The following is a 14,975-nucleotide window of genomic DNA, read 5'->3' as shown; positions in this document are numbered from 1 at the left end:
CGCTCAGGCGGGATCGGGGTCTGCGTCCTCGGCGGTCGCCGGCGCGCCTCTGCGGCCGGGGCGTTCGGCGAGCAGACGGTCGCGCGCGTCGAGCGCGGCACGGAGATCGGCCAATAGTGGGTCGAGGAACCCGGACCGGTACTCGCCGTCGCCGACCGCACGCGCGCAGATGTACATGTAGGTCAACGCCATCAGGAAGACCACGACACGGATCAGGGCAGGCGGCGCCGGAATCGTCACCCCCAACCAGACCCCCTGGGTGGGCCCGCCGCCCGTCAGATGATTGACGTTGGCCGCGTTCATGACGATCAGGCCGAGCACGAGGTACAGCGAACCGATGACCACGGCGATGGACACCGCCTGGATGATCTGCGAAACGGCTGCCACCACAACGACGTTCACCCTCTCTGTCAGCGTCAGCGGTCGACGCTGGGCGGGTGCATCGGAGTCCGAGTTCGATTGGGAGCCCCACATCAGCGGTCTGACCGAGTCGAGCAGGCCCGCGATCAGATACGAGGTCGCCACTGCCCCCAGGAAGAGCACCATCAGCCCGACTCGCAGACCGTCGAGGTTGGACGAGATCGTCCACAGCGGCGAGTTGAAGAACACCAGGATCGTCAGCAGCACCACCGGCAGTGCGCGGAACAGCAAGCGGGTCGCAGATGTGAAGTGCCGCGCCGTGGTACGCAGCGCCCACCCCGCAATAGCGCCGAGCCCCAGTCCGGTGGCGAGGATGATGGCGCCGATCGCCGCGGCGTCAGTTGCGAAGTCCGACAACGCATCCAGAGGGTCGTCCTGATAGAAGTCCGCGAACACGCCCGCGACGATCGACACCGCCGCGACGATCCTCCGTCCCGCGGTGCTGGTCATCCGCGATACGGCCCAGATGACGGCGACGACAGCAGGAACGATGAGGAACAACACGACCACGGCGAGCAGCGCGAGGACGCCGGTGTCGTCGTCGGTGTCGACGTCGGTGCCCCCCGACGCCCACATGACGAAGAAACTCATCACCATCAGCACAGCCCACCCGGCGAGCACGGGCGCTGACCGGCTGAGCACGTGACGCCAGCGGCCGCGTCGCCCGATCACCGACGGAAGGCCGCGCTCCAGAAACCAGCGTTCCGAATCCGGTCCAGCGACCGGGCCGGCTGAACTCACCTGCAACCCCCCGAGATCTTCGCGCCCGACGCGGGCCGTCAGCGCACTTTAGCTGAAAGAGCCAGCGGGGTCGCCGATCACAGGGGCGTCACTCGGTCAGCCGGGTTACCGCGACAGCGATGTTGCCTTGACGTGGCAAACCTGTGATGGCGTCGTAGTCGACGTCGGTGGGCACCAGTCGGCCGACGTTCGTCCCATGCTCGCGGAAGTTGCCGTCCTCGGCGGGCATCCCACCGAACGCGTGATGCATGGCCACGACGTCGCGGCGCAGCGTGTCATCGGCTTCCAGGACCGCAGGTACGCTGTCGTGATTCGACGTGACGCGCACCGAATCGCCGGACTCGAGTCCCAGTGCGTTGACGGTGTCCGGATGCATGTACACCGGGTTGTAGGGCTTGCCTCGGTTCAGCGCGGCGAGCGCAGTACCTGATGAATTCATGAAATTCTGGTGCCGTCGCGGAATCAATCGAAACGGGAACGCGGAGTCGGATCGCTCGGAGAGAAAATCCTCCGCACGGACGGCGGCCACTTCGGCCAGCATGTGGATGTTCCCGACGTCCAGCTTGTCCGAACAGTCCGGGTCGCGTTCGGCGACGACTACGTCGACGTCGAAGATCTTGCCGTGCGGATGCTTGCGCACCTCGCCGAGAGGGATGCGCGACGTGGCGCACATCTGCGCGAACAGGTCTTCGGTGGTGAGTGCGGTCTCGCCGTTCATCTGCAGCACGATCGGGGGCGACTCCATGAACCGCCCGCCGCCGCCGCCGAAGAAGTTCACGAACCACAACTCCAGATCCATCCGCCTGGCCAGACCGAGGAAGAATAGCCACTCCTCGATCAAGTCTGAATCCTCGGGCGGGTCAACAATTCTCGGCACATACTGCCCGTAGGCCGCCGGGATTCCGGTTCCACTGGTGTAGTACTTGATGAGTTCACTGCCCATCGTCATCGCCGGGGTTTCCATCTGCATCATGGGCGCGATCACGTAGTCGGCGAGCTGCGAGGTCAACGACATCTCGGTGTCGAGGGTCACCAGAAGGTCCAGGCTTTCCAGAGCCCGGTGCGTCTTGCGTTGATCGGGCCAGGCCGCCATTGGATTACCGCCGATGCAGATCAATGCCCTGACCTGCCCGTCGCCTTCCAGCAGGATCTCGTCGGCGAGCGCGGCGGTCGGCATGCCACTCACTGTGTCGGTCAGCCCCCGCACACGGAGTCGCTCGCCGTAGCCCCAGCCCTCGTAGGGTGGATGCGCCTGCGCTTTCGCCGTGAACGCCGGCAAAAGGGTATTCGGCCGCGTCACCCGTTCACCGGCGCGCTGCCATCGACCGCAGATCGTCGTCAGGCAAAGACACAGGTATTCGAGCAGGTTCCCGTGCATCGCGAAATTGGCGCCGGTGCCGGCGTTGACCATCCCGCGCTTGGTACCGTAGGTCGCGAAAACGCTTGCCGCTTCCAGGAGCTGAGCTTTCGGCACATCGGCGCGTCGCGCCACGTAGTCGGGGGTGAAACCGACCACCGCGCGGGCCAGGTCGTCGAAGCCTGCGACGTTCTCGTCGATGAAGTCGCGGTCGTGCCACTGCTCACCGATGATGATGTTGATGATGCCGGCCAGAATGGTCACGTCCTCGCCGGGCCGCGGCTGGAGGTGGATGGCGGCCCGGGCCGCGGTCTGCGACCGTCGCGGATCGATGACGATCAGCTTCATGCCGCGATCGATTGCCGCCCTGAGGTTTTGCGACGGGTTCTGCCCAGGGATGCCGATCGCTTTGGACACCAACGGGTTCGTCCCGACAAGCATCCAGCTGTCGGCCTCGTTGAAGTCGATGTCGCCGCCGAGCCAGTGGCCGTGCGCTGCCAGGGCGATCTGCTTTCCGGGTTGATCGATGGTGTTCGCGGTGAAGAACATCGGCGATTCGATGCCGCGCATGAAGGCGTTGCCCATCAGTGCCGAGGCCGGATACGGCAGTCCATTGGTACCGAGGTACATCGCCACCGACCGCGGTCCGTGTTCGGCTATCAACTGCTGCAACCTGGCGGCGATCTCGTCCATCGCCCGCTCGGAGACGATTCTGGCGTAGCTGCCGTCGGCCTGTCGCTTCTGACTGTGCAGGAGCCGAGCGGGGTTGTTGTGGATTTCGGGCAGCGCCCGGCCCTTGATGCAGGTGTAGCCCTTGAACATCGGGTTGTCCGGATCACCGGCCACCTTGGTCAGCCGCCCGTCGGTCACCGTGGCGAGGACGCCGCAGTGCGCCGAACAGATTCGGCAGATACCGGGCTGGGTGGCTGAGTGGGGCATGGTCCGCCATGCTAAGCGACTGCACAGCATGGCGGGTGCCAATCGCGCGGAACGTCATCGATGACATGAGCGCCACCGAGAAATTGGGATCGGTAGCTCGTTGCTCCGCCTTCACTTGTCCCATCGGCGCCGCACGAGTGGCGCAGCAGCAGGAGGAACAGACATGAACACCATCAAGCGCGCAATCGCGGGAGCAGCGCTCTCGGCCGGCATCGCCATCGGCAGCCTGGGAATGTCGGCCGGCGTGGCTCAGGCGGGCACCCCTCCCACCGGCCCGCTCACCTGGTGCCCCGGCGATCCGCCGGTCGAGACGGGCAACAAGAAGTTCAACCCCGTGATCTGGGATAACAACATCTGCCACAGCTACTACATCGTCTATCACGGCCAGGGCAACGTCGCCCAGAACATCTGGGATGGCCCGAACCCTCCCGGCCCTCCGGGCGACGGCGGCCCCTACTTCACACCCCCGCTCCCCCCGGGCTGGTGCTGGAGCCTCTTCCTCCCGGGACCCTGCCCCCGCTAGGGATCTCGACGAGGGGTCACCCCGCGGATGCCCGGAGGCTGCATCCGCGGGGTTTCTCCGGTTCTGCCGGGCGCATTGATGCGGAATCTGCCACGCGCAGGTCGCCGCATCGTCCGCCCTGATCCTGCGACGCCTGCTTCCCGTGTTGTGACCGGGAGGCCGCTCACCACATCAGGCCGCGGATCATCGCCACGGGCGGGATGTCCTCGACGGCAATGATCCCGGCCGGCGCGCGGCAGACCCAGTCGATCGCGTTGACCGCCCGGGCCGCCGTCGAGACACAGCCGGCGTCGGTCACGTCGAGGACGGGGTGCGACAGGTGGGTGGTCAGCTCGATGCGCGGCTCGCCTTCGACGATGACCCTGTGCACACCGGCCTGTCCCTCGGGTGGGTACTCCCACTCCGGAGCGGCGGCCGGGGTGAGCCGCGTGGTGTGCTCGACGGTGATGACGGGGACGTCGCCGCGCACCCCTTCGACGGCGAAACGTACTCCGGCGAGCTGTCCTGGCTCGACGGTCATCATCGTGCACTCGATGCGTTCGGAGGTGTACCAGGGCTCGTAGCGTTGACGAACCTCGTCCAGTTCCACGTCCAGGTGGCTTGCGAGGTTGCGCACCAGACCGCCGAACATCGACGTGATGACGCCCGGCAGGAAAGCCATCGGCAGGTCATCCTCCGGCGTCGTCCCGAAACCCATGGCGGTGCCGGTGTATTCGTAGTCGTCGTAGTTTCCGTAGTCGAAAATCTCCTTGACACTCACGGATTCGGCCCTTGTTACCAGGCTCAACGCAGCGTGGACGGCGGTGTCTCCCGAATACCCGGGGTCGATACCGTTCACGTACAGCGATGCATTGCCGGCTGCACAAGCCTGTTCCAGCGGCCCGCGCAGCCAGTCGTCGGCCTGGCGGGGCGTGACCAGCCACACCATCGACGTGCCGACCACGTTGATGCCCGCCGCGAGGAGCTTCGACATCTGATCGATGGCCTCCATCGGCCTGGTCTCACCCAGCGCCGTGTACACCACACAGTCCGGGTTCAGCGCGATCAACGCATCGATGTCGTCGGTCGCTATGACCCCCGTGGGTTTGTCCAGTCCGCACAACTGGCCGGCGTCGCGACCGATCTTCGACGGACTGGCCGCGTGGACGCCGACGAGTTCCAGATCGGGCCGTCCGATGATCGCCTTCAGTGAATGCCGGCCGACGTTGCCGGTTGAGAACTGCACCACTGTGTGCATCGCGCGAGACCGTTTCTGCTCAGTAGTCGGGAATGGGCAGCAGCGAGTTGTTCGAATCGATGCCTCCCCAGGTCCTCGACGTCGTCCAGGCGGCGATGCGACGGCGTCGCCTCCAACGTCTTCTCCAGCGACACGGGTCGGCCGTCGAGTGAAAACCGTTCCAGTGCCATGAGTTCCGCCCCGTCGCGGCCGTGCCCATCTGACGACCAACTCTGACCTAAGTCAACCATATCGACAGCGCAGTGACCCCATGAGTTGGAATACTCGCATGATAATTGCTGCACAAAAATGCATTTGAATCTACACGGCGCCAAGACGCGCCGTAGAGTAGCCGTTGACTGTGACCATTTACTGACTATAGTCAGCCTTCATGAACTTGCCGACGCTCATACGTGGCCGTGGCAAACCAGCATCCAGCCCGCGGACGTCCGCGAGCGGGCTCGACGAACACATGGAGGCTTCGCAGCGGGCGCAACGACAGGCTGACAAGTGGCTGATCTCGGGAAGTCTTCTGATCGGCACCGCAGCCCTCGGAATTTTCGGCCTCCCCCTGTTCCTGCGGGGCGTGTGGCTGCTTCGCAAGGCGCAACGCGACGGACTCTCCGTGCGTCCGATGCTGGTCACCCTGATCGGATATCTCGTCATCATCGACGCCGCGATCAACACCGTCGGCTGGGCGCTGGATCTCGTCGCCAACCACACCATTCTGGCGCGAATCCTGTTGAACGGCTGGGGCGCAATGTTTGACGCCGGCTACTTCTGGCACTACAACGAGCTCTGGCTCGGCGGGGCTGCCGGTCCGGGTGAGAAAGCCATGGAAGTCGGCATGATCCTCACCGTCTTCACGATGCGCATCGCTGCGGCCATCGGCTTCCTGCAGATGAAACGCTGGGGCCACCAGTGGATGATCATCACCTGCTGGATGGGCATCGTGATCTGGTGTCTCTATGTCTTCAACATGACGATGTACGCCGACGTGCGCTTCGCCGGTGTCGTCCTTCCCGTCGTCGGCTGGTGGCTCTACGACATCTTCTACATCACGCCGTTCCTGGCCATCCCGTACCTGCATTCGGTCAATCGCGAGATCTTCTCAGACTGACTCTAATCATCGAAGGACACGGAAGGAGGAGACGATGGCGCCACAGGTCAAACCGTCGGCGCGCGAACTGCGTCGACTGCAGACGCGCGAGCGAATACTGGGCGCCGCCATCGCCGAGTTCCAGGCTGCCGGCATGGCCGGCGCCGATGTCAGTGCCATCGTCTCCGCCGCCGGTGTCGCCCACGGCACGTTCTTCTTCCACTTCCCCAGCAAGGAGCATGTACTCCTTGAGCTGGAGCGACGCGAAGAAGCCCGCATGGCAGCCGAATTCACGCGCTTCCTGGATTCAAGGCATGATCTCTCTGCGGCCTTGACCAAGGTCGTCGACCTGATATCCGGGCTGGAGCAGCGACTCGGCCCGCTGCTGTTCAAGGAATTCCTGGCGCTACATTTTTCACCGACGCGACCCAGCAGGGACGAGTGGTCCGACCATCCGATCGTCGTCTCGCTCGTCCGCGAGATCGAACGCGCCCGTGGAGACGGCGAGGTCCACCCAGAGGTCGACGCGTTCTACAGTGCCGCCTTCTTTCTGCTCGGCATCTACGGCGTGCTGACCACCGTCGGCAGCGCTGAGGGACGAGACGCGATGCTGGGGAATCTGATCATCACTGCCCGACGGGGACTGCAAAAACGATGAAAACCCGTTAACACGAGAGGAATTGACGTGGTCGGCTGGATCTGGGAGATATTGCGCTACGTGGCCGCTTGGGGCGGCACCGGACTCATCATCTGGTTCTGGTACTGGATGTTCTCCAACATCGGCACCTTCTGAGGACGCACACCGCGATGTCTGAACTCTCCGACACGCACGCCATGGCGATCGAGCGCAGTTGCGCGCTCACCGCGGTGGCGTTGAGCGGTCAGCGCCGGATCGGTGCCCATCTCGTGAGCGGGCAGCACCGCGGCTTCGGCTTGAGTTCCCTGCTCGACGTCGTCCATGTGCCCTACCCCGTGCCCGACCGCGACTGGACGCGCCGATCTCTCACATGCGTTGTCGCACTGCAGTGTTCGCCGTCGAAGGACCGGATCACCGAGTACCGCATCCACGAGCTGTCAGCACGGGAGCTGAGCGCGCTCACGCTCGTCGAGGCCGGTGTCGCCCTCGGATGGGTCTCGGCGAACTGGCCCGGGCTGCTCCCCGAGCTTCGGCGCCTGCTGCCAGATCTCGATGTCGCCGATCCCGACATGGACGCCAAGGAGATGCTCAACCGCGCGGTCGAACTGGCGCGCAGCCGCCAAACCCTGACGTCACATCCGATCGTCGGGACGTTGCCGCGCGGCTACACCGCGCCGCAGAGCCTGACCGACAAGCTTCGCCGCACGCTGGGACGGCTTCCGTGGACGATCAATCAGAAGCGTGTTCCCGCACCGCATTCGGTTCCCGCCGGCGGCGACGGGGGCATCAAGAACCCGAACCTGCCGCCGCCGAGCCGGCCCCAGGACAATGACCTCGACATCACCCCGGACCACCGTCCTGGTATCCCCTACCCGGAATGGAACGCGTGGACCGAACGCTTCATGCCAGACCACGTCGCGGTACTCGAACGTGCCCACCACGGTTCCGGTGGCCAACCCGGTGCCATCGCCGTCGATGTCCGGAGGTGGTTCGAGAAGAACACCCACCGCGCGATGAAGAACCGGTTGGAGGACGGCTCCGATATAGACGTCGACCAGTACGTGGGCCACTACATCGACGTGACCACCGGAGAAGCCGTCGAACCACGGATCTTTCGTGAGTTGCTTCCCGCCAACCGCGACGTCACCACCGCGCTCCTACTCGACGGCAGTTCCTCGCTGGGTGTCCACGGCGGGTCGGTCTTCAAGCTCGAACTCGCCTGCGCCGACGCCCTGTCGCGCGCAATGACAACGGCGCGCGAGCGCCATGGCATCTTCGTCTTCACCGGGAACACCCGCCACCGCGTGGAGGTCAACTGCCTGAAGGACTTCGCCGATCGGCGCTTTGTCCCGCCGGGGAGTCTCGGGCTCTCAACGGCCGGGTACACCCGCCTCGGCGCCCCGCTGCGTCACCTGACAAGCAGGCTGCTGGCACAGCCCTCGGAGCGACGTCTGCTGATCGTCATCGGCGACGGCCTGATTTCCGACGAAGGCTACGAGGGGCGCTACGCCTGGGCGGACGCCGCACACGCCGTCGACGAGGCCAATGACGCCGGAGTCTCCGTGTACTACGTCGGCATCGGTCCGGTGCGTGTCGACCCACTTCCAGAAGTGTTCGGATCCAAACGTTCTCAACGTATTCGGCGCGTCGAAGATCTACCCCGCGTTCTCGCTCACGTGCACAGGGAGCTGGTAGCAGCATGAGTAGCTCTGACATCTACCTCGCGAACGGCAGTGAGGTGCAACTGTTCGAGCAGGCCTACCGGCAGCGTCTGCCGGTGATGCTCACCGGCCCCACGGGCTGCGGCAAGACCCGGCTGGTCGAGCACATGGGCCTGCTGCTGAGCCGACCCGTCGTGACGATCAGCTGCCACGACGACCTGACCAGCTCCGATCTGGTGGGACGATTCATGGTGACGGGCGGTGACGTCACCTGGACCGACGGGCCCCTGACCCGTGCTGTCAAGGCGGGTGCCATCTGTTACCTCGACGAGGTGGTGGAGGCCCGGCACGACTCGCTGGCGGTGCTGCATTCGCTGACTGATCACCGGCGCACCCTGTATCTCGACCGTGCCGGCGAGGTCGTCCAGGCACCCGAGACATTCATGCTCGTCTGCTCCTACAACCCGGCCTACCGCAGCTCGCTCAAAGAACTCAAGCCGTCGTTCCGGCAGCGGTTCGTCACCCTGCCGATGCAGTACCTTTCGCCCGATCGCGAATCCGAGGTGATCGTCGCCGAAGCGGGCATCGGACTGGCGAGCGCGCAGCGACTGGTGAGGTGCGCCAACGCCATCCGCACGGCCGACGAAGCGTTCCATTTCGAACCACCGTCGACACGCGTCCTTGTTACCGCGGCACACCTGATCGCCGCGGGCGCCGCTGAACTCGAAGCGGCCGAGGCGTGCGTCCTCGCCCCGCTGTCGAGTGACGGTGCCATCTCCGAAGGTCTTCGCGAAGTGGCAGCGGCCTGCCTCGCCGACGCCGACAGCCCGAGCCCGAACCGCTAAGAAGGAATCGTCGACATGGTTGACCAGAAGGAACGCAAGCGCAAGAAGGCTCTCATCATTCTGCAGATCGTCATCTATGGCTACCTGCTCACGATGTTCGGAATCCAGCTCTACATGTCCTTTGCCCGGGGGTGGTGGGAGCTGTGAATTTCCCTCTGCTGAAGCAGAAGTCGACAATCAAGGCCAGCGTCCCGTCCGGTTCGGTCAATCTCGAAGAGCACCACGATGAATCGCGCACAGCTCAACGTCGCGCCGACAAATGGATGATCGCAGGCGCCGCACTGATGGGCATGTGGGCGCCCGGCATCATCGGTCTACCGATCTTCCTACGCGGAGTCGCGTTGCAACGCCAGGCGCTGCGGGCCGGTCTGTCCGTCCGTCCCATGATCGTCACGCTGATCGGCTACCTGACGCTGATCGACGGCATGCTCAACAGCCTCGGTTGGGCCCTTGACCTGGTCGCCAACCACACGCTCATCAACCGGGTGCTGATGGTCGGCTGGGGCGCGATGTTCGACGCCGGCTACTTCTGGCACTACAACGAGGCATGGATCGGCGGCGCGGCGGGGCCGGGCGAGAAGTCAATGGTCTTCGGCATGATCCTCACCGTGTTCGCGATGCGGTGCGCCGCAGCGATCGGTTTCCTGCAGATGAAGCGCTGGGGCCACCAGTGGATGATCATCACCTGCTGGATGGGCGTGCTCATCTGGTGCCTCTACGTGTTCAACATGACGATGTACGCCGATGTGCGCTACGCCGGCACCGTGTTCCCGGTCATCGGCTGGTGGCTCTACGACATCTTCTACATCACCCCCTTCCTCGCGATTCCGTACCTGCACACCGTCAACCGCGAAATCTTCTCGGACTGACTGAAGGAGCACACCATGACTGCGCCAGAGACCACACAGGAGAAGACCGAGGACCTTCCCCCCGGCACCACGCCGTACTACGCCCGCATGCACAAGTGGATCAAGCGCGCGGTGCTCGTGTGCCTGGTCGCCCTCGTCATCGAGGGTGCGTTCACGCTGCCGTTCATGGCGGTCTATTACGGCTACCCCACCCTGAGCCTCACCGAGATCTGCAGCGAGCTTCTGAAAGTCCGGTACTCCGACGGCAAGCTGGAATGCCAGGTGCCCTACCCGGCGCTCGGCCCGCCCGAGGGCGCCGAGGGCAAGGACACCGCACAGGACGAGTGGGGCATCCAGCCGGTGCCCCAGTACAACCGGATAGGGTTCCGGGAACTGGTGAAGATTCATGAAGATAGGGAGGCTCGCGAAGCAGCACAGGGGAATTCACCGTGATGCTCACTCCGGAACAGCACGCCGAGAACTGGGATCTGCGCCACGCCGATTTCACCGACAACGATGTCCTCTACGACGTGTACTCGGTCATGCGCGAGAAGTCCCCGTTCGCCCGAACCGACAAACCGTTTCTGAGCGCGACACCGGCGGGCGCGTGGGTCGCGGTCCGCTACGACGAATGCGTGCGCATCCTTCAGGACTGGGAGCACTTCTCCAGCAATCCGACACCGGAGGGCGCCGAGCAGCTCGCCGGTGATCTCGTGATCACCCTCGACCCGCCACGGCAGCAGAAGTTCCGCAAGGTCCTCAACCCCTACTTCTCCCCGGCCAGGATGAAAGCCCTGCGCCCGGAGATCGCCGCCGAAACCGATCGCCTGATCGACCATTTCATCGAAGATGGCTGCGGCGACCTCGCCCAGGTCGCCTGGCGACAACCCGGCATCGTGTTCTTCAAATACCTGCTCGGTATGCCAGTCGAGGACGTTCCGCTGTGCGTCGAACTGACCGACACCGCCCTCAACGGCGCGACCGAGGAGGCGCGGATGGGGGCGTGGGGTGGTTTGTATCAGCACCTGCGCGACGCCGTCACCGCCCGCTTGGAGCAACCGTCACGCGATGACATGATCGACGTTCTGCTCTCCGCAGAGATCGACGGCGAGAAGCTGTCATTCGGCGACGTCGTCTCCAATGCCATGCTGCTGGTTCAGGCCGGTCTCGAAACGACCGCCAGCGCAATGTCATTCGCCTATCACTATCTGGCCACCAATCCAACGGAGCGGGACCGCCTGATCGACGAACCCGAACTTCTCGCCCGTGCGGTCGAGGAGTTCATCCGGTTCGCCGGATCGATCCACGGCATCCCTCGTACCGTCGCCAAGGAGGTCGAACTCAGCGGCTGTACGTTCAGTCCCGGCGAATCGGTGATCGTCAACTACGCCTCCGCCAACCGCGATGAACAGCAGTTCCCCGACGCCGGCCGGTGCGTCCTCGACCGCAGGGAGAACCGGCATCTCGGCTTCGGCGCGGGCGTGCACAGGTGTCTCGGCTCCAACCTCGCGCGACTGGAATTTCAGGTGGGTCTGGAACGAGTGCTGTTGCGGATGCCAGACTTCACTCTCGCCCCTGGCGCGGAAGCGAAGTTCCACGGCAACTCCGTCACCCGTGGGTTCCGTTCCGTTCCTGTCGTCTTCACACCGGGTACGAGGTTGCGACGATGATCCGTGCGGAACTCCAGCCACAAGCTAGGAAGCCATGGTAGAGCGGCGATATCGAGTGATCCAGTGGATGACAGGTGATGTCGGGCAGGTCGGTGTGCGACATTTCGCCGACAACCCGACCTACGAGCTCGTCGGGGTGCTGGTGCACAGTGCGGACAAGGTCGGCAGGGACGCGGGCCAAATCGCCGGCATCGCGCCGATCGGCCTCGCGGCGTCCGACGACGTCGACGCCATGATCGCCCTCGAGGCCGACTGCGTCTTCTACACGCCGATCATCATGGACGTCGACACCGTGTGCCGGCTGCTGAGATCGGGCAAGAATGTCGTGACAACAGCCGGCTTTTTCCACCCTTCACCCGATTTCCGCGAGTCCGCCGAACTGATTCGGGCCGCCTGTGACGAGGGCGGGGCGTCCTTCCTCGGCGGCGGCATCCACCCCGGCTACGCCGGCGACCTCCTGCCGCTCACGCTGGCGCGCGTCATGAGCCGCGTCGACACCATCCACGTATACGAGGTCGTCGACGTGCTCAAGGATGCCCCACCGGACCACATCGACTGGATGGGCTTCGGTAAAGACAAGGACGAATTCCTTTCCGAGCCAACGCTCCTCGGGCTCGGTTTGCCATTCTTTGCCCAGTCCATGCACATGATTGCCGACGGCCTCGGCGTCACCATCGACGAGGTGACGGCCGCTGACGTCGACATCGCGACCGCTGTCGAGGACGTCCCGCACGACGGCGGAGCCATTCCGGCAGGGACCGTCGCCGCGCAGCGTCACGAGTGGACCGCGTGGGTCGGCGGTAAACCCCTGATCGTCTTCCACGCGGTCTACCTCACCGCAGCGCCCGACCGTCTTGACCCACCGTGGGACTGGGGCGAGACGCGCTACGAGATCGTGATCGAAGGCGACCCACCAACCGAACTGACCCTCAAAGGTGTGCGGCAACCCGACGGAACCATGACTCATCCCGGGTACAACTGGACGGCCATGGGGGCGATCAACGCAATTCCCGACGTATGTGACGCACCGCCGGGATGGCTCAACCATCTGGACCTCGGCCTCATCCGACCCCGCGGGCTGGTGCGCGGATGAAGACGAACCTCTCATGATCGGCGCACTGCCCCACATGCTGTACAGCGACCTGCCCATGGCCGCTGACCGCGGCGTCGGCGTGACCGGCCGCTCCCTAGAGTTCGAAAGATGAAGTACAAGATCGACCCAAACGTCCTGCATGGCGTCGTCAAGCAGGTCGTCGGGCTGCCGGTGGGCAGTGAGCTGATTCCTCGCACCGTCGAATTGGTGGCCGCCGCATACCCTGACCTGGTCGATCCCGGACCTGGTCGATGGGTCGGCAGCAAGGCGGGCGGTGTCCTCGGAAAAGTCCGGTTTCTCTACTTTACGCCCCGCGAGTACCTCGTGATCTTCGGATCTCCCACCGGCACACAGGGTTTTTCGGGGAGGTACAAGCATGTCGACATCCACAAGTTTCTGCTGGCCGGGCGGATCGACTCGTACGACCTCGAATCCGACGACACGGTGCCGCTACCGCCGCTGCTTCCCGGCGAGCGCACCTGCCTCGAGCGCGGCCATGCCCGCGGTTTGACCATCCACCCCGGGTCGTGGCACCTCGAATACGGGCGCGGCGCGGTGGCCACCACCCTCCCCTTCGCGATGGTGGATACATTGTTGTTGTCGCTCGAGTTCGAATCGGTGCGCCGCTCGACAGTGGAGTTCGCGAAGCTGGTGCGGCGACGAAGAAAGTAGGCCGCATGCGCGTCGTCATCGCCGGAGGGCACGGCAAGATCGCACTCCTCACCTCGGCCCTGCTCTCGGCGCGGGGCGACTCGGTGGCAGGCATCATCCGCAATCCCGACCACGCCGATGAAGTTCGCGTGGCCGGTGCGGAGCCGATCGTGGTCGACCTGGAGAACACCACCAACGGCGTTGTTTCGACGCATCTGCGCGAAGCGGACGCGGTGATCTTCGCCGCCGGCGCAGGACCCGGTAGCGGCGCCGCGCGCAAGGAGACGGTCGACCGCGATGCCGCGATCCTGCTGGCCGATGCCGCCGAGGCGGCCGGAGTGCAGCGCTACGTCATGATCTCGGCGATGGGCGCCGACGCCGACATCCCCGTCGAGGACGACGAGGACGTCTTCGTCACCTACCTGCGGGCCAAAGGCGCCGCCGACGACGTGATCCGTTCGCGTACCGAGCTTCTCGCGACGATCGTGCGCCCCGGTCAGCTCACCGACGACGATGCCACCGGGAAAGTGACGATCGCCGAACATACCGGCCGCGGCAGCATCCCACGCGCCGACGTCGCCGCCGTGCTGGTCGCGGTGCTGGATGCACCGCAGACCGCGGGCACGACGTTCGACGTCATCTCCGGCGAGACTGAGATCGACGCAGCGCTGGCGGCATTTGTGCTCTGATCAGACATCGTCCGTACGGCGAGCAGACACAACCTCGCACGATCCATGCGGGGATCGTGCGAGTTCGTGTCTGCTCGCGATCTAGGAGAAGACCGCCTTGAAGCGGTTCAGCGACTCCTGGATGTCACCCTTGAGCGCGGACGCGACCACCATGCCGATCGGCCCGAACAGCGCAGGCCCGCCCAGATGGATGTCGAATATGACGGTAGAGCCTTGATCGCTGGGCTTGATCTTGCCCATCAGCTTGACCTTGACACCGCCCTTGCCGTCGCCGTTGAGGGTCATCGCCTCCGGCGGCTTGTAGTGAACGACCGTCCACTGCACCCGGTTCGGCATGCCCTTCACTTCGACGATCGAGGCGATCTGGGTGCCCTTCTCGATGACGTCGGGCAGCGTGGAGCGCCACACCCGGTGAATGGACAGCCACTCCTTGTACCGGGATAGATCCGACGCGGCTTCCCATGCCTTCTCCGGCGGGAGCGGAACGTCGACGGAGACCGAGAGTTTGGCCATGCCCTACGAGGTGGGCGGCGCCGTCGGCGGGGCCTGCGGCGGCGGCGCCCACCTCGTAGGGCATGGCCAAACT

At 64.7% G+C, this 14,975-nt stretch carries 16 protein-coding genes; 12 read left to right on the top strand and 4 right to left on the bottom strand.

Annotated elements, in window-relative coordinates:
- Positions 1–3: 3 nt before the first annotated feature.
- Both AWC12_RS02755 and AWC12_RS02750 read right to left on the bottom strand, forming a co-directional pair.
- Entirely contained in the window at positions 4–1,161 is a 1,158-nt protein-coding gene (locus AWC12_RS02755) for a hypothetical protein (protein ID WP_133057302.1), read from the bottom strand.
- Positions 1,162–1,249: 88 nt separating this feature from the next.
- On the bottom strand, positions 1,250–3,457 hold the full coding sequence (locus AWC12_RS02750; protein ID WP_085172307.1) for a molybdopterin-containing oxidoreductase family protein: 2,208 nt from the start codon (positions 3,455–3,457) through the stop codon (positions 1,250–1,252).
- A 163-nt stretch (positions 3,458–3,620) separates the two neighbouring features.
- Here AWC12_RS02750 and AWC12_RS02745 point away from each other — a divergent pair, with 163 nt between their 5' ends.
- Positions 3,621–3,980 carry a hypothetical protein gene (locus tag AWC12_RS02745; RefSeq protein WP_051226586.1) on the top strand — a complete coding sequence of 120 codons (360 nt, stop codon included), beginning with the start codon at positions 3,621–3,623 and terminating at the stop codon, positions 3,978–3,980.
- A gap of 163 nt (positions 3,981–4,143) precedes the next feature.
- Here AWC12_RS02745 and AWC12_RS02740 read toward each other — a convergent pair whose 3' ends face one another.
- Positions 4,144–5,217 carry an NAD(P)H-dependent amine dehydrogenase family protein gene (locus AWC12_RS02740; RefSeq protein ID WP_085172241.1) on the bottom strand — a complete coding sequence of 358 codons (1,074 nt, stop codon included), beginning with the start codon at positions 5,215–5,217 and terminating at the stop codon, positions 4,144–4,146.
- Positions 5,218–5,587: 370 nt separating this feature from the next.
- On the opposite strand from AWC12_RS02740, the gene AWC12_RS02735 reads away from it, so the two are divergent.
- The 11 genes from AWC12_RS02735 to AWC12_RS02690 all read left to right on the top strand — a co-directional run bounded on the left by AWC12_RS02735 (position 5,588) and on the right by AWC12_RS02690 (position 14,389).
- Positions 5,588–6,316 (top strand): hypothetical protein, encoded by a 729-nt coding sequence (locus tag AWC12_RS02735; protein WP_024445688.1) that lies wholly within the window; start codon positions 5,588–5,590, stop codon positions 6,314–6,316.
- Between the two features lie 34 nt (positions 6,317–6,350).
- Complete coding sequence (locus AWC12_RS02730; RefSeq protein ID WP_085172239.1) at positions 6,351–6,953, top strand: TetR family transcriptional regulator; 603 nt, start codon at positions 6,351–6,353, stop codon at positions 6,951–6,953.
- 149 nt (positions 6,954–7,102) lie between these two features.
- Positions 7,103–8,635: a nitric oxide reductase activation protein NorD gene (locus AWC12_RS02725; protein ID WP_085172237.1), complete on the top strand. Its 1,533-nt coding sequence runs from the start codon at positions 7,103–7,105 to the stop codon at positions 8,633–8,635.
- A complete protein-coding gene (locus tag AWC12_RS02720; RefSeq protein WP_085172235.1) occupies positions 8,632–9,438 on the top strand; it encodes an AAA family ATPase in 807 nt (268 codons plus the stop codon). Before AWC12_RS02725 ends, AWC12_RS02720 begins: the two co-directional genes overlap by 4 nt.
- A gap of 15 nt (positions 9,439–9,453) precedes the next feature.
- On the top strand, positions 9,454–9,585 hold the full coding sequence (locus tag AWC12_RS31840; RefSeq protein WP_024445692.1) for a hypothetical protein: 132 nt from the start codon (positions 9,454–9,456) through the stop codon (positions 9,583–9,585).
- Complete coding sequence (locus AWC12_RS02715) at positions 9,582–10,307, top strand: hypothetical protein (RefSeq protein WP_085172233.1); 726 nt, start codon at positions 9,582–9,584, stop codon at positions 10,305–10,307. Before AWC12_RS31840 ends, AWC12_RS02715 begins: the two co-directional genes overlap by 4 nt.
- A 15-nt stretch (positions 10,308–10,322) precedes the next feature.
- The gene (locus AWC12_RS02710) at positions 10,323–10,739 is read left to right on the top strand and encodes a hypothetical protein (protein ID WP_085172230.1); all 417 of its coding nucleotides are present in this window, start codon (positions 10,323–10,325) and stop codon (positions 10,737–10,739) included.
- Positions 10,739–11,956, top strand: a complete 1,218-nt coding sequence (locus tag AWC12_RS02705) for a cytochrome P450 (RefSeq protein ID WP_085172229.1) — start codon at positions 10,739–10,741, stop codon at positions 11,954–11,956. Before AWC12_RS02710 ends, AWC12_RS02705 begins: the two co-directional genes overlap by 1 nt.
- Before the next feature lie 34 nt (positions 11,957–11,990).
- Positions 11,991–13,049 carry an NAD(P)H-dependent amine dehydrogenase family protein gene (locus AWC12_RS02700; protein ID WP_085172227.1) on the top strand — a complete coding sequence of 353 codons (1,059 nt, stop codon included), beginning with the start codon at positions 11,991–11,993 and terminating at the stop codon, positions 13,047–13,049.
- 108 nt (positions 13,050–13,157) lie between these two features.
- Positions 13,158–13,721: an isomerase gene (locus AWC12_RS02695; protein ID WP_085172225.1), complete on the top strand. Its 564-nt coding sequence runs from the start codon at positions 13,158–13,160 to the stop codon at positions 13,719–13,721.
- A gap of 5 nt (positions 13,722–13,726) precedes the next feature.
- The gene (locus tag AWC12_RS02690; protein ID WP_085172224.1) at positions 13,727–14,389 is read left to right on the top strand and encodes an NAD(P)H-binding protein; all 663 of its coding nucleotides are present in this window, start codon (positions 13,727–13,729) and stop codon (positions 14,387–14,389) included.
- 81 nt (positions 14,390–14,470) lie between these two features.
- Here AWC12_RS02690 and AWC12_RS02685 read toward each other — a convergent pair whose 3' ends face one another.
- Positions 14,471–14,902: a type II toxin-antitoxin system Rv0910 family toxin gene (locus AWC12_RS02685; protein WP_024445699.1), complete on the bottom strand. Its 432-nt coding sequence runs from the start codon at positions 14,900–14,902 to the stop codon at positions 14,471–14,473.
- Positions 14,903–14,975: the final 73 nt, after the last annotated feature.

Source organism: Mycolicibacterium iranicum, from assembly GCF_002101705.1.
Classification (GTDB): Bacteria; Actinomycetota; Actinomycetes; order Mycobacteriales; family Mycobacteriaceae; genus Mycobacterium; species Mycobacterium iranicum.
The sequence above is the reverse complement of the archived record's forward strand: the minus strand, read 5'-3'. Positions and strand labels throughout refer to the sequence as shown.

Coding starts and splice junctions, on each gene's coding strand:
- AWC12_RS02750 (WP_085172307.1), bottom strand. CDS start 3,457: ATGCCCCACTCAGCCACCCAGCCCGGTATCTGCCGAATCTGTTCGGCG.
- AWC12_RS02745 (WP_051226586.1), top strand. CDS start 3,621: ATGAACACCATCAAGCGCGCAATCGCGGGAGCAGCGCTCTCGGCCGGC.
- AWC12_RS02740 (WP_085172241.1), bottom strand. CDS start 5,217: ATGCACACAGTGGTGCAGTTCTCAACCGGCAACGTCGGCCGGCATTCA.
- AWC12_RS02735 (WP_024445688.1), top strand. CDS start 5,588: ATGAACTTGCCGACGCTCATACGTGGCCGTGGCAAACCAGCATCCAGC.
- AWC12_RS02730 (WP_085172239.1), top strand. CDS start 6,351: ATGGCGCCACAGGTCAAACCGTCGGCGCGCGAACTGCGTCGACTGCAG.
- AWC12_RS02725 (WP_085172237.1), top strand. CDS start 7,103: ATGTCTGAACTCTCCGACACGCACGCCATGGCGATCGAGCGCAGTTGC.
- AWC12_RS02720 (WP_085172235.1), top strand. CDS start 8,632: ATGAGTAGCTCTGACATCTACCTCGCGAACGGCAGTGAGGTGCAACTG.
- AWC12_RS31840 (WP_024445692.1), top strand. CDS start 9,454: ATGGTTGACCAGAAGGAACGCAAGCGCAAGAAGGCTCTCATCATTCTG.
- AWC12_RS02710 (WP_085172230.1), top strand. CDS start 10,323: ATGACTGCGCCAGAGACCACACAGGAGAAGACCGAGGACCTTCCCCCC.
- AWC12_RS02705 (WP_085172229.1), top strand. CDS start 10,739: ATGCTCACTCCGGAACAGCACGCCGAGAACTGGGATCTGCGCCACGCC.
- AWC12_RS02700 (WP_085172227.1), top strand. CDS start 11,991: ATGGTAGAGCGGCGATATCGAGTGATCCAGTGGATGACAGGTGATGTC.
- AWC12_RS02695 (WP_085172225.1), top strand. CDS start 13,158: ATGAAGTACAAGATCGACCCAAACGTCCTGCATGGCGTCGTCAAGCAG.
- AWC12_RS02690 (WP_085172224.1), top strand. CDS start 13,727: ATGCGCGTCGTCATCGCCGGAGGGCACGGCAAGATCGCACTCCTCACC.
- AWC12_RS02685 (WP_024445699.1), bottom strand. CDS start 14,902: ATGGCCAAACTCTCGGTCTCCGTCGACGTTCCGCTCCCGCCGGAGAAG.